Origin of the sequence: Enterobacter cloacae complex sp. P43RS, assembly GCF_014930585.1 — a bacterium.
GTDB classification, from domain to species: domain Bacteria; phylum Pseudomonadota; class Gammaproteobacteria; order Enterobacterales; family Enterobacteriaceae; genus Enterobacter; species Enterobacter bugandensis.
In genome coordinates this window covers 308,775-321,449 of the sequence record NZ_JADBRJ010000004.1, presented here as the reverse complement: position 1 = coordinate 321,449, position 12,675 = coordinate 308,775, and the positions used below count along the sequence as shown (strand labels likewise).

12 protein-coding genes and 1 pseudogene are annotated in these 12,675 nt (G+C 59.0%); 5 read left to right on the top strand and 8 right to left on the bottom strand.

Features of this window, described 5'->3' with window-relative positions; genetic code table 11:
• Positions 1 to 11 precede the first annotated feature (11 nt).
• Genes pyrI through IM294_RS10780 form a run of 3 tightly spaced genes read right to left on the bottom strand, consistent with a single transcriptional unit; the run spans position 12 to position 1,557 of the window.
• Entirely contained in the window at positions 12 to 473 is a 462-nt protein-coding gene (pyrI, locus tag IM294_RS10790) for an aspartate carbamoyltransferase regulatory subunit (protein ID WP_010427352.1), read from the bottom strand.
• Between the two features lie 12 nt (positions 474 to 485).
• The gene (gene pyrB, locus IM294_RS10785) at positions 486 to 1,418 is read right to left on the bottom strand and encodes an aspartate carbamoyltransferase (protein WP_028015316.1); all 933 of its coding nucleotides are present in this window, start codon (positions 1,416 to 1,418) and stop codon (positions 486 to 488) included.
• Positions 1,419 to 1,452: 34 nt separating this feature from the next.
• Positions 1,453 to 1,557 carry a pyrBI operon leader peptide gene (locus IM294_RS10780; protein ID WP_022646880.1) on the bottom strand — a complete coding sequence of 35 codons (105 nt, stop codon included), beginning with the start codon at positions 1,555 to 1,557 and terminating at the stop codon, positions 1,453 to 1,455.
• On the opposite strand from IM294_RS10780, the pseudogene IM294_RS10775 reads away from it, so the two are divergent.
• A pseudogene (locus IM294_RS10775) lies at positions 1,537 to 1,654 on the top strand (hypothetical protein). The gene IM294_RS10780 and the pseudogene IM294_RS10775 overlap by 21 nt on opposite strands.
• Before the next feature lie 3 nt (positions 1,655 to 1,657).
• Here IM294_RS10775 and IM294_RS10770 read toward each other — a convergent pair.
• The 5 genes from IM294_RS10770 to arcA form a co-directional block, all read right to left on the bottom strand.
• On the bottom strand, positions 1,658 to 2,137 hold the full coding sequence (locus IM294_RS10770) for an arginine repressor (RefSeq protein ID WP_028015317.1): 480 nt from the start codon (positions 2,135 to 2,137) through the stop codon (positions 1,658 to 1,660).
• An 80-nt stretch (positions 2,138 to 2,217) separates the two neighbouring features.
• On the bottom strand, positions 2,218 to 3,621 hold the full coding sequence (locus IM294_RS10765; RefSeq protein ID WP_126817954.1) for a YfcC family protein: 1,404 nt from the start codon (positions 3,619 to 3,621) through the stop codon (positions 2,218 to 2,220).
• Positions 3,622 to 3,668: 47 nt separating this feature from the next.
• Positions 3,669 to 4,673, bottom strand: coding sequence for an ornithine carbamoyltransferase (gene argF, locus IM294_RS10760; RefSeq protein WP_041911441.1), 1,005 nt, complete (start codon positions 4,671 to 4,673; stop codon positions 3,669 to 3,671).
• Positions 4,674 to 4,699: 26 nt separating this feature from the next.
• Positions 4,700 to 5,611, bottom strand: coding sequence for a carbamate kinase (gene arcC, locus IM294_RS10755; RefSeq protein WP_126817953.1), 912 nt, complete (start codon positions 5,609 to 5,611; stop codon positions 4,700 to 4,702).
• A gap of 9 nt (positions 5,612 to 5,620) precedes the next feature.
• Entirely contained in the window at positions 5,621 to 6,841 is a 1,221-nt protein-coding gene (gene arcA / locus IM294_RS10750) for an arginine deiminase (RefSeq protein WP_193360347.1), read from the bottom strand.
• Between the two features lie 675 nt (positions 6,842 to 7,516).
• Between arcA and IM294_RS10745 the strand changes: the two genes are divergently transcribed.
• From IM294_RS10745 to IM294_RS10730, 4 genes are all read left to right on the top strand, one after another.
• Complete coding sequence (locus IM294_RS10745; RefSeq protein WP_028015322.1) at positions 7,517 to 7,969, top strand: YhcH/YjgK/YiaL family protein; 453 nt, start codon at positions 7,517 to 7,519, stop codon at positions 7,967 to 7,969.
• Positions 7,970 to 8,171: 202 nt separating this feature from the next.
• Positions 8,172 to 9,080, top strand: coding sequence for a 2-keto-3-deoxygluconate aldolase (gene yagE, locus IM294_RS10740; RefSeq protein ID WP_126817951.1), 909 nt, complete (start codon positions 8,172 to 8,174; stop codon positions 9,078 to 9,080).
• 14 nt (positions 9,081 to 9,094) lie between these two features.
• On the top strand, positions 9,095 to 11,062 hold the full coding sequence (gene yagF / locus IM294_RS10735) for a xylonate dehydratase YagF (protein WP_126817950.1): 1,968 nt from the start codon (positions 9,095 to 9,097) through the stop codon (positions 11,060 to 11,062).
• Between the two features lie 226 nt (positions 11,063 to 11,288).
• Positions 11,289 to 12,671 (top strand): MFS transporter, encoded by a 1,383-nt coding sequence (locus tag IM294_RS10730; RefSeq protein ID WP_126817949.1) that lies wholly within the window; start codon positions 11,289 to 11,291, stop codon positions 12,669 to 12,671.
• The last annotated feature ends 4 nt before the right edge of the window (positions 12,672 to 12,675 follow it).

The window sequence follows — 12,675 nt, the reverse complement described above, 5'->3', positions numbered from 1 at the left end:
ACCAACCTCAATTAGTTGGCCAGCACCACATAATGGGAAAACTCTTTTTCGCAGTATTTGCATTTGAGCGCGATGTCATTGGCGCGCTTTTTCACTGCAAAGCTGGACGAAACCGGCTCGGCGTGGCTGATGCAGTTGCTGTTCGGGCAGACCAGCACGCTTTCGATGCGCTCCGGCAGGCTCGGGCGGGATTTGCCCACCACGTCGTAATCGTCGATGCGGTTAACCGTGGCGTCCGGCGCGTACAGCGACAGCTGGTTGACCTGCTCGTCGGTCAGGAAGGTGTTCTCGATCTTGATCAGATCTTTACGGCCCATTTCGCCGGACGGCAGGTTCAGGCCGATGGTGATGCGCTGGTCGGTTTCGGTCAGTTTGAACAGCGTCAGCAGCTTAAAGCCCACCTGCGCAGGGATGTGGTCAATCACGGTGCCACGCTTGATGGCTTCAACCTGGAGTTTGTTATCGTGTGTCATGGTCGTCTCCCCTTACAGAGCTAATTCGCGATTCAGAACCAGTGCCAGTAACGCCTGGCGAGCGAAGATGCCGTTTCCGGCCTGCTGGAAGTACCAGGCGTGCGGCGTTTTATCCACGTCGGTGGCAATCTCATCGATGCGCGGCAGCGGGTGCAGCACCTTCATGTTGTCGCGCGCGCCGTCGAGGTCGCTGGCGCGCAGCACGAACTGCGCCTTCACGTTGGCGTATTCGGATGGATCCAGACGCTCTTTCTGCACGCGGGTCATATAGAGAATATCCACGTTGCCCACCACCTCTTCGATGCTGGCGTGCAGGCTCCACGTAATGCCTTTCTCGTCCAGCATGTCGAGGATGTACTGCGGCATCGCCAGCGCGTCCGGGGCGATGAAGAAGAAGCGGTTGCCGCTAAATTTCGCCAGCGCCTGGGTCAGGGAGTGGACGGTGCGGCCATACTTCAGGTCGCCGACCATGGCGATGTTCAGGTTTTCAAGCGTGCCCTGCGTCTCCTGAATGGTGAACAGGTCCAGCAGGGTCTGCGTCGGATGCTGGTTGGCGCCGTCACCGGCGTTCAGCACCGGAATACCGCCGGAAAACTCGGTCGCCAGACGCGCCGCGCCCTCCTGCGGATGACGCATCACAATCGCGTCCACGTAGGTGCTGATCACTGAAATGGTATCCGCCAGGGTTTCGCCTTTTTTGCCCAGCGACGTGTTGCTGCTGTCCGAGAAGCCCACCACGCTCGCGCCCAGGCGGTGCATGGAGGTTTCAAAGGAGAGGCGGGTGCGCGTCGAGGCTTCAAAGAAACAGCTCGCGATCACCTTGTGCTTCAGCAGCTCCGGCTGCGGATTGGCCTTCAGTTTTGCCGCGGTTTCCAGAACCAGTTCCAGCTCTTCGCGGCTGAGGTCGTTTATGGAAATGATGTGTTTTTGATAAAGCGGATTCATGTTTATCTCCTGACGCCGGGCAAAAAAAAGCCCCTCAAATGAGGGGCTCTGGGAATAGGTTTAGCAACGGGAAGAAAAACGGCAGGCCAGCGTCTGATTTCAGACGCGGTAAGACGTTATGTCGTACACGCTTGACCATGCTTCCTCCCGGCAAATTGTCGGGCATTATACGCAGCTCGTTTTTGGGATCAAGCGATTTAATGCACGCTTTACTCAATGCAAACGGTTCTTTATGAATATTAATGCATTCTTAGTAAATAATTAATTTGCTTATGCACCAGCGCGGTACGCTTCACCACTCGGGGCGCGACCCAGACGATACTGCTTCCCGCCACCACGCCTAAAATTTCCGGTAACTGGTGATAATCCAGAATACGCGCCACCGCGCGGCCATATCCGGCAACGGTATGAATAAGGATAAATTCGCTATTGTGCTCCACGCTCACCACCATTTCGGAGACGGTACGCGCGGCGTCGGGGGCAGGGCGCAGCTGGGGATTCAGCGAATAAATCTTTAGCCCTTTGGCATTGCGAATTTTTATGACGCCAAGCAGCTTGAGCAGACGTGAAACGGTGGACTGGCTGATGGTCTCAAAACCCCGCTCCTGCAAGTCGCGGCGGATCTCTTCCTGAGAGAGATAGCTCTTTTCCGCGATCAGACGCTGGCAGACCGTTAGCTGTAGTTGCTCTTTGGGAGAGTACTCTTCGTAATCCATCATAGTTCCCATATCAGTTCCCGAAATAACCGGTGGCACCGCACCGATCCGTAGGCCGGATGAGCGCAGCGCCATCCGGAAAATCACAACAACGCGCCCAGGCTTAACGCCACCATAATCACCACCGTCAAAATCCCCAGCAGCGGCGCGACCCATTTCAGATAACGCACGTAGGGCACGCGGGCGATAGCCAGCCCGCCCATCACGACGGCAGAGGTGGGGGTGATAAGGTTAACGATGCCGGACGCCGACTGGTAAGCCGTAACCACCAGGTCGCGGTTGACGTTAGCGAAATCGGCAAGGGGCGCCATGATCGGCATCGTCAGAACGGCTAGGCCGGACGAAGAAGGCACAAGAAACGACAGCACCACCTCCAGCCAGTACATCACGTTAATGAACGCCACCGTCGACAATCCGGTGACCATCCCCTCGGCGCTGTGCAAAATGGTGTGGGTAATCATGCCCTTATCCATAATCACTACGATACCGCGCGCGATGCCGATAATCAGCGCGACGCCCAGCAAATCTCGCGCGCCGTTGATAAACGTCGACGTCAGCTCCTCTTCGCTCATGCGGGCGATAAGCCCAACGATAATGGCGCTGGCGAGGAACACCGCCGAGATCTCCGCCATCCACCAGCCCAGCACCGCCACGCCGTAGATCATCACCGCGAAAGCGAGGGCGAAAATCACCAGGATGAGTTTGCGCACCGGGGTAAATTCCAGCGACTGCTCGCCCTTGTTGCCGAGGAAGTGGGCGAGGTTCTCCTCCTGTTTATCCGCCACGATCGACAGCGACGGATCTTTGCGCACCTTACGGGCATAGCGCATCACCCACGCCACGCAGATGATCCAGCCGATGACCAGCAGCGCGATGCGCAGCATGATCCCATTGGTGAAGGGGATCCCGGCGGCGTTGGCGGCGATCACCGTGGCGAACGGGTTAATGGTGGACCCGAGCGTGCCGATCCCCGCCCCGAGCAGTACGGTGGACGCGGCAACCACCGGATCGAACCGCGCCGCCAGCATCACCGGCACCAGTAAGGTATAGAAGGGCAGCGACTCTTCGGCCATGCCGTAAATCGTGCCGCCTGCGGCAAACAGCGCCATCAGGATCGGGATCATCCACTCTTCGCGCCCGCGCAGCCTGGTGGTGACGCGCTCGATCCCGGCGTCAATTGCCCCGGTTTTGGTGACGATCCCGAGAAATCCCCCGATGATCAGGATAAACAGCGCGACGTCGATCGCCCCGGCCTGGCCGGACTCCGGATCGTACAGTCCGGCAATCGGGGCCATCAGCACCGACACCAGCCCCTGCGGGTGCGATGCCACGTGCGCATAGGTGCCGGCAACCGGCACCTCTTTGCCGAGCGCCGCGTTCATCGCCATATGGTACTGCCCGGCCGGAACAATCCACGTCAGCACGGCAACCACGGCAATCAGAAAAAAGAGAATGGTGTAAGCGGAGGGAAACTTGAACTTGCCCATGATGTTCTCCTGAAACCCGGCGCACCCCGCGGCGCGCCGGGCGGTGATTAGTCGCCGAGTGTCGCCACCATGACCGCCTTAATGGTGTGCATGCGGTTTTCTGCTTCGTCAAAGACGATGGAGTTCGGTGATTCAAAGACCTCTTCCGTCACCTCCAGCCCCTTCAGGCCGTACGCCATCTCGATCTCGCGGCCCACTTTAGTGTGCTCGTTGTGGAACGCGGGCAGGCAGTGCATGAACTTGACGTTCGGGTTGCCGGTGGCCTTCATGACGTCCGCGTTGATTTGATACGGCTTCATCAGGCTGACGCGCTCGGCCCAGGCCTCCTTCGGCTCTCCCATGGAGACCCACACGTCGGTGTAGAGGAAATCGGTGCCGTGCACGCCTTCTTCCACGTCGTCGGTGAGGGTGATGCGCGCGCCCGTTTCTTTGGCGATGGCGCGGCACTGCTCAACCAGCCCGGCTTCCGGCCAGAAGGATTTCGGTGCCACGAGGCGGATATCCATCCCCATCTTGGCCGCGCCGACCATCAGGGAGTTGCCCATGTTATTCCGCGCGTCGCCGAGATAGGCAAAGCTCAGCTCCGGCAGGGTTTTGCCCGGGGAGTGCTCCAGCATGGTCATCAGGTCGGCGAGAATTTGCGTCGGGTGGAACTCGTCGGTCAGGCCGTTCCATACCGGCACGCCCGCGTACTCGCCCAGCTCCTCGACGATGGCCTGGCCGTAGCCGCGGTACTCGATGCCGTCATACATGCGGCCCAGCACGCGGGCGGTGTCTTTCATCGACTCTTTATGGCCGATCTGCGACCCGCTTGGGCCGAGGTAGGTAACCTGCGCGCCCTGGTCAAACGCGCCCACTTCGAAAGCGCAGCGGGTGCGGGTGGAGGTTTTTTCAAAGATCAGGGCGATGTTTTTTCCGACCAGCGTCTGCTTTTCGCGCCCGGCTTTTTTGGCCGCCTTCAGCTCGATGGCGAGGTCGATCAGGTACTGAATTTCCGCCGGGGTGTAGTCCAGCAGTTTGAGGAAGTTGCGGTTTTTCAGATTGATGGTCATGGCTAAATCCTTTTTAAAATGAGTGATCAGTTACGAATCAGCGTGCCTTTCTCGCCCGCCAAAATCTCCGCGCCGTCGGCCAGCGCGCCGATCCCGGCAATGCCGTTGCAGGCCTCAACAAATTCGCGGCAGGCGGCCACTTTCGGCCCCATCGATCCGGCGTCGAACGTCATGCCTTTAAGCAGTTCCGGCGTCACCTGTGCCAGCGGGCGCTGGGTCGGCTTGCCCCAGTCGAGGTACACCGCGTCGGCATCGGTGAGGATCAGCAGGGCATCGGCCTCGATCTGGCGCGCCAGCAGGGCAGCGGAGAGGTCTTTGTCGATCACCGCCTCAACGCCGCGATAGCCGTTGGCGTTCTCCACTACCGGCACGCCGCCGCCGCCGTTGCAGATGACCAGGTGGTCACGCTGGATCAGCGCCGTAATGGCATCGCTCTCCACGATGCGCTTCGGCTGCGGAGAGGGCACCACGCGGCGGAAATAGGTGCCGTCGGCCCTGAACGTCCAGCCTTTTTCTGCGGCCAGCGCTTTCGCCTGCGCTTCGCTGTACACCGGGCCGATGTACTTGGTCGGGTTGCTGAACGCCGGATCGGCGGCGTCCACTTCCACCTGGGTGAGCAGGACGCTCACCTCGCGCTGAGGCAGATTGTTTTTCAGCGCCTGCTGGAGCATGTAGCCGATCATCCCCTGGCTTTCCGCGCCGAGAACGTCCAGCGGGTAGGGCGTCACTTTGTCGTAGGCGCTGTTCTGCAATGCCAGCAGCCCGACCTGCGGCCCGTTGCCGTGCACCAGCACCACGCGCCACTGCGCCGTCAGCCCGGCGATGGTACGGGCGGCCTGCTCAATGTTCTGGCGCTGGATATCCGCTTCCAGCGGCTCGCCGCGCTTGAGCAGCGCGTTGCCGCCAAGGGCCACAACCAGAGTGGGTTTTCGTTCCATGATGGCTCCTTAAATTCCGTCGCGTTCCAGTGGGCAGCTCATGCAGCGCGCGCCGCCGCGACCGCGTCCCAGCTCGTCGCCGGGGATCGGCAGCACGGTAATGCCCGCTTTGTCGTACTTCTCGTTGGTCCAGACGTTACGCTCGTAGCCAATCACCACGCCCGGGCGGATGGTCAGAACGTTGTTGGCGTCGTTCCACTGCTCGCGTTCCGCTTCAAAGGCGTCGCCGCCGGTGGTGATCAGGCGGACCTGGTTAATGCCGAGGGCTTTTTCGATGGCGTGCAGCAGGTCGGTTTCCTGAGTGCGCAGCAGGCCGCCGCGTCCGTCCGGCGTGAGCGTCCAGCACTGGGCGTCTTTACGCACCACTTCCGGATAGACGGAGAAGGTATCCACGTCGATGTGGGTCATCACCGTGTCGAGGTGCATGCAGGAGCGATGTTTAGGCAGCTCAACGGCGATTACGCGTTCGGCCTGACGGTGTTTAAACAGGCTGTTGGCGAGGAACTCCACGCCCTGCGGCGTCGTGCGCTCGGACATGCCGATCAATACCGCGCCGCGGCCAATCACCAGTACGTCACCGCCTTCTAAGGTGGCGTGGTCGTAATTAATATTCTCGTCGCCGAAATACTTAATAAAATCGCCGTCGGCAAATGCCGGGTGCCAGCGATATATCGCGCGCAGATTATTGGTTTCACGCTGGCGGGCGGGTTTCGCCATCGGGTTAATGGACACGCCGTTATAAATCCAGCAGGAGGTATCGCGGGTAAATAAATGGTTCGGCAGCGGCTTCATAATAAAATCATTCGCCGTGTGGGTATCCACTACCATATTTTTAATGGCTGCCGGAATTTCGCCGTAGGTTAATCCCCCGCTTAATCGCCGCGCCAGTTCGCGGTGCGGCATATCCGCCAGCCAGCCGCGCACGTCGCCGGCAAAGGTTGGCCCGAGGCGATAGTCGGAAATTTGTGTTTCAAGAAGCCAGGCTTTCGCTTCTGCGATATCAAGGGTTTGCGTGAGCAGGTCGGTCAACAGCAGGACTTCCACACCATGCTCGCGCAGCGTGTTTGCGAAGATGTCATGCTCCTCACCCGCCCGTTCAACCGACAGTACATCATCAAATAACAGCTCCTGACAGTTTGAGGGCGTTAACCGCTTCAGACTTAAATTAGGGCGGTGCAGCATAACGCTACGCAATTGACCAATTTCAGAACCGACGTAATGCTTTTCCATAATTATTCCTTTAACTGTTTTTCAGAATAAAAAGGGCATGCGCCATGTGGTGTGTTTAATTACATGGCGGCTAAGCTCAATTGATTTCGTGATTTATACTAGGCAGTTAAATAATCCGTAATGTGATATTGCTCACGCGAAAATGGATATTAATGAGTTTGTTTTCATTTGCATGATTCGCATCAGATAATGATTAATTTCATATTATTGGGAGTTGAATAGCTAAGCAGGATCCGGTGGCATTATTTGAGGTTGTTATTATTTTGTAGAATTACACATTTTGTAATTATTGGTTATGCATTTGATTTTAAACGATTAAATGAAATTGAAAGAATGGCTATGCAATAATGACAATTAACTATTTTTGACTTAAGGAAAATCCATAAATAATTATTGGCTTATAACGGAAATTATCAAAGTCGTAAAATGTGATACGGCAGCGGGTTTTGTTATTATGTTCTTTATTTCAGTGGGTTATGTGAGAACCTTAGCGCGCGCGAAATGAGGTTATGCATAACCGCTGCATAATTGCCTGGGCAGGATTAACAGCGGGTTAACACCTTTCCCAATAAACATGCGCTCGCGCAAGCCTCGTCGAAAAAGGGCTGGTATGGCAGGCTTAACTCTCGTATAAAAGACAAAAATGAAACGTTGTTTTACATCGAGAGGTTTCCCATGATTATCGGCAACATCCACCATCTGCAGTCCTGGCTGCCTGACGCGCTGCGCCAGGCCATTGAGCACGTTAAAGCCCACGTCACCGACGCCACGCCGCTCGGCAAGCATGACATCAACGGCAACAGCCTGTTTTATCTGGTGTCAGAAGACATGACCCAGCCGTTCGCCGAGCGCCGCGCCGAGTACCACGCGCGCTATCTGGATATCCAGATTGTGCTGAAGGGCCAGGAAGGGATGACGTTCAGCACCCTGCCGCACGGCACGCCGGACACCGACTGGCTGGCGGATAAAGACATCGCGTTCCTGCCGGAAGGTGAGCAGGAGAAAACCGTGGTGCTGAGCGAAGGGGATTTTGTGGTGTTCTGGCCGGGTGAAGTGCATAAGCCGCTGTGCGCGGTGGGGGAGCCTGCTAAGGTCAGAAAAGTGGTTGTTAAAATGCTGGTGGAGTAATTTCCCCTCACCCCAGCCCTCTCCCACAGGGAGAGGGCTGGGGCACCAGACCGCACCCACGCATAATGTGATCCAGCTTAAACTTCCCGCACTTCCTCCTCATCTCCCATTTACCTCCCCTTTTTCTGCGTCATAGTATGATCGTTAAATTAATGAACGCTGTTCTATAATGTAGAACAAAATGATTCAACAAGGAGATCTCATGCCGCAGTCCGCGTTGTTCACGGGAATCATTCCCCCTGTCTCCACCATTTTTACCGCCGACGGCCAGCTTGATGAGCAGGGCACCGCCGCGCTGATCGACGATCTCATCAAAGCGGGCGTTGACGGCCTGTTCTTCCTGGGCAGCGGCGGCGAGTTCTCCCAGCTCAGCGCCGAAGAGCGTAAGACCATTGCCCGCTTTGCTATCGATCATGTCGATCGTCGTGTGCCGGTGCTGATCGGCACCGGCGGCACCAACGCCCGGGAAACCATTGAACTCAGCCAGCACGCGCAGCAGGCGGGCGCGGACGGCATCGTGGTGATCAACCCCTACTACTGGAAGGTGTCGGAAGTGAACCTGATCCGCTATTTCGAGCAGGTGGCCGACAGCGTCACGCTGCCGGTGATGCTCTATAACTTCCCGGCGCTGACCGGGCAGGATCTGACTCCGGCGCTGGTGAAAACCCTGGCCGATTCGCGCAGCAATATTATCGGCATCAAAGACACCATAGACTCCGTCGCCCACCTGCGCAGCATGATCCTCACCGTTAAAGCCGCTCATCCGCACTTCACCGTGCTGTGCGGCTACGACGATCATCTGTTTAATACCCTGCTGCTCGGCGGCGACGGGGCGATTTCGGCCAGCGGCAACTTTGCCCCGCAGGTGTCGGTGGATCTTCTGAAAGCCTGGCGGGATAAAGACGTGGCGAAAGCGGCTGAGTATCATCAGACCCTGCTGCAAATCCCGCAGATGTATCAGCTGGATACGCCGTTTGTGAACGTCATTAAAGAGGCGATCGTGCTTTGTGGTCGTCCTGTCTCCACGCACGTGCTGCCGCCCGCCACGCCGCTGGACGAGCCGCGTAAGGCGCAGCTGAAAACCCTGCTGCAACAGCTCAAGCTCTGCTGAGCCGGACGATAACGATGACCATTGAGAAAATTTTCACCCCACAGGACGATGCGTTTTATGCGGTGATCACCCACGCGGCGGGGCCGCAGGGCGCGCTGCCGCTGACCCCGCAGATGCTGATGGAATCCCCAAGCGGCAACCTGTTCGGCATGACGCAGAACGCCGGGATGGGCTGGGACGCCAACAAGCTGACCGGCAAAGAGGTGCTGATTATCGGTACCCAGGGCGGTATTCGCGCCGGGGACGGACGCCCGGTTGCGCTGGGCTACCACACCGGGCACTGGGAAATCGGCATGCAGATGCAGGCGGCGGCGAAGGAGATCACCCGCAACGGCGGGATCCCGTTTGCGGCCTTCGTCAGCGATCCGTGCGACGGGCGCTCGCAGGGCACGCACGGCATGTTCGACTCTCTGCCGTACCGCAACGACGCGGCGATCGTGTTTCGCCGTCTGATCCGCTCCCTGCCCACGCGCCGGGCGGTGATCGGCGTCGCCACCTGCGATAAAGGGCTACCCGCAACCATGATCGCGCTGGCCTCCATGCACGACCTGCCGACCATTCTGGTGCCGGGCGGGGCGACGCTGCCGCCAACCGTGGGGGAAGACGCAGGCAAGGTGCAGACCATCGGCGCGCGCTTTGCCAACCACGAGCTCTCATTGCAGGAGGCCGCCGAGCTCGGCTGTCGCGCCTGCGCGTCGCCGGGCGGTGGCTGCCAGTTCCTCGGCACGGCGGGCACCTCGCAGGTGGTGGCGGAAGCGCTGGGGCTGGCGCTGCCGCACTCCGCGCTGGCGCCGTCCGGGCAGGCGGTGTGGCTGGAGATCGCCCGCCAGTCGGCGCGGGCGGTGAGCGAGCTGGATAACCGCGGCATTACCACGCGCGATATCCTCACCGATAAAGCCATCGAAAACGCCATGGTGATCCACGCGGCGTTCGGCGGTTCCACGAACTTACTGCTGCACATCCCGGCCATCGCCCACGCGGCGGGCTGCACTATTCCGGACGTAGAGCACTGGACGCGCGTCAACCGTAAGGTGCCGCGCCTGGTGAGCGTGCTGCCCAACGGCCCGGACTACCACCCGACCGTGCGCGCGTTCCTCGCAGGCGGCGTGCCGGAAGTGATGCTCCACCTGCGCGATCTCGGCCTGCTGCATCTGGACGCCATGACCGTTACCGGCCAGACGGTGGGCGAGAACCTCGACTGGTGGCAGACGTCCGAGCGCCGTAAGCGCTTCCGCCAGTGCCTGCGCGAGCAGGACGGCGTGGACCCGGATGACGTGATCCTGCCGCCGGAGAAAGCAAAAGCGAAAGGGCTGACCTCGACGGTCTGCTTCCCGACGGGCAACATCGCGCCGGAAGGTTCGGTGATCAAGGCCACGGCGATCGACCCGTCGGTGGTGGGTGACGATGGCGTTTACCGCCACACCGGCCGGGTGCGGGTGTTTGTCTCGGAAGCGCAGGCGATCAAGGCCATCAAGCGGGAAGAGATTGCGCAGGGCGATATCATGGTGGTGATCGGCGGCGGGCCGTCCGGCACCGGCATGGAAGAGACCTACCAGCTCACTTCCGCGCTGAAGCATATCTCCTGGGGCAAGACGGTGTCGTTAATCACCGATGCGCGCTTCTCGGGCGTGTCGACGGGCGCCTGCTTCGGCCACGTGTCGCCGGAGGCGCTGGCGGGGGGACCGATTGGCAAGCTGCGCGACAACGACATCATCGAGATTGCCGTGGACCGACTGACCCTTACGGGCAGCGTGAACTTTATCGGCACGGCGGACAACCCGCTGACGCCGGAGGAGGGCGCGCGCGAGCTGGCGCTGCGGCAGACGCACCCGGACCTGCACGCCCACGACTTTTTGCCGGACGATACCCGGCTGTGGGCGGCATTGCAGTCCGTAAGCGGCGGCACCTGGAAAGGCTGTATTTATGACACCGATAAAATTATTGAGGTAATTAACGCCGGTAAAAAAGCGCTCGGCATTTAATTATTTCTCACGCGATTGTCGTCTACGGAATATATTCCGTGGGCGGCTTTTACGTATCTGTGATTTGTTAATTTAAACAATACGTTGCGATATATCGTTGGCGTCACAAAAGCAAAATAACGTAATTCAGAAATAAGATATGACCATTGCTGGTTAATTGAACAGCTCATTACACTCCATTAACACGATGTTGTAATTCAGCACACTAAATAAGGGTGTAATTCTGATGACGCAATTAACCATGAAAGACAAAATTGGCTACGGGCTGGGTGACACCGCCTGCGGCTTTGTCTGGCAGGCCACGATGTTCCTGCTGGCCTATTTCTACACCGACGTGTTTGGTCTCTCTGCGGGCATTATGGGCACGCTGTTTTTAGTCTCCCGCGTGCTCGATGCCGTGACCGACCCGCTGATGGGGCTGCTGGTAGACCGCACCCGCACGCGGCACGGCCAGTTCCGCCCGTTCCTGCTGTGGGGCGCCATCCCGTTTGGCATCGTCTGCATGCTGACCTTCTACACGCCGGACTTCTCCACGCAGGGCAAAATCATCTACGCCTGCGCGACCTACATTCTCCTGACCCTGGTCTACACCTTCGTTAACGTGCCCTACTGCGCCATGCCCGGCGTCATCACCGCCGACCCGAAAGAGCGCCACGCCCTTCAGTCCTGGCGTTTCTTCCTCGCCGCGGCGGGCTCGCTCGCCATCAGCGGCATCGCGCTGCCGCTGGTCAGCATCATCGGCAAGGGGGATGAGCAGGTGGGCTATTTCGGCGCCATGTGCGTGCTGGGGCTGACCGGCGTGGTGCTGCTCTACGTCTGCTTCTTCACCACCAAAGAGCGCTACACCTTTGAGGTGCAGCCGGGCTCGTCGGTGGCGAAAGATCTCAGGCTGCTGCTGGGCAACGGCCAGTGGCGCATCATGTGCGCGTTCAAGATGATGGCGACCTGCTCCAACGTGGTGCGCGGCGGGGCGACGCTCTACTTCGTGAAATACGTGATGGATCATCCGGAGATGGCGACCCAGTTTTTACTCTACGGCAGCCTCGCCACCATGTTCGGCTCGCTCTGCTCCTCACGCCTGCTGGGGCGCTTCGACCGCGTCACCGCCTTCAAGTGGATCATCGTCGCCTACTCGCTCATCAGCCTGCTGATTTTCTTTACGCCAGCAGAGCATATTGCCCTGATTTTCGCCCTCAACATCCTGTTCCTGTTCGTCTTTAACACCACCACGCCGCTACAGTGGCTGATGGCCTCCGACGTGGTGGACTACGAGGAGAGCCGAAGCGGGCGCCGCCTCGACGGGCTGGTGTTCTCCACCTACCTGTTCAGCCTGAAGATTGGCCTGGCGATTGGCGGGGCGGTGGTGGGTTGGATCCTGGCCTGGGTGAACTACTCCGCCAGCAGCAGCGTGCAGCCGGTTGAGGTGCTCACCACCATCAAAATTCTGTTCTGCGTGGTGCCGGTGGTGCTCTACGCGGGCATGTTCATCATGCTGTCGTTCTACAAGCTCAACGACGACCGCGTGGAGGCCATCAGCCAGCAGCTGATCAAACACCGCGCGGCGCAGGGCGAGGCCGTACCCGACGCCGCGACAGCCGCATCCCATTAACCGG

Excerpts from the sequence above, each read along its gene's own strand:
- arcA (WP_193360347.1), bottom strand. The coding sequence starts at position 6,841 with ATGGAAAAGCATTACGTCGGTTCTGAAATTGGTCAATTGCGTAGCGTT.
- pyrB (WP_028015316.1), bottom strand. The coding sequence starts at position 1,418 with ATGAATCCGCTTTATCAAAAACACATCATTTCCATAAACGACCTCAGC.
- IM294_RS10730 (WP_126817949.1), top strand. The coding sequence starts at position 11,289 with ATGACGCAATTAACCATGAAAGACAAAATTGGCTACGGGCTGGGTGAC.
- yagE (WP_126817951.1), top strand. The coding sequence starts at position 8,172 with ATGCCGCAGTCCGCGTTGTTCACGGGAATCATTCCCCCTGTCTCCACC.
- arcC (WP_126817953.1), bottom strand. The coding sequence starts at position 5,611 with ATGGAACGAAAACCCACTCTGGTTGTGGCCCTTGGCGGCAACGCGCTG.
- IM294_RS10770 (WP_028015317.1), bottom strand. The coding sequence starts at position 2,137 with ATGATGGATTACGAAGAGTACTCTCCCAAAGAGCAACTACAGCTAACG.
- IM294_RS10745 (WP_028015322.1), top strand. The coding sequence starts at position 7,517 with ATGATTATCGGCAACATCCACCATCTGCAGTCCTGGCTGCCTGACGCG.
- pyrI (WP_010427352.1), bottom strand. The coding sequence starts at position 473 with ATGACACACGATAACAAACTCCAGGTTGAAGCCATCAAGCGTGGCACC.
- IM294_RS10780 (WP_022646880.1), bottom strand. The coding sequence starts at position 1,557 with ATGGTCAAGCGTGTACGACATAACGTCTTACCGCGTCTGAAATCAGAC.
- argF (WP_041911441.1), bottom strand. The coding sequence starts at position 4,673 with ATGACCATCAATCTGAAAAACCGCAACTTCCTCAAACTGCTGGACTAC.
- IM294_RS10765 (WP_126817954.1), bottom strand. The coding sequence starts at position 3,621 with ATGGGCAAGTTCAAGTTTCCCTCCGCTTACACCATTCTCTTTTTTCTG.
- yagF (WP_126817950.1), top strand. The coding sequence starts at position 9,095 with ATGACCATTGAGAAAATTTTCACCCCACAGGACGATGCGTTTTATGCG.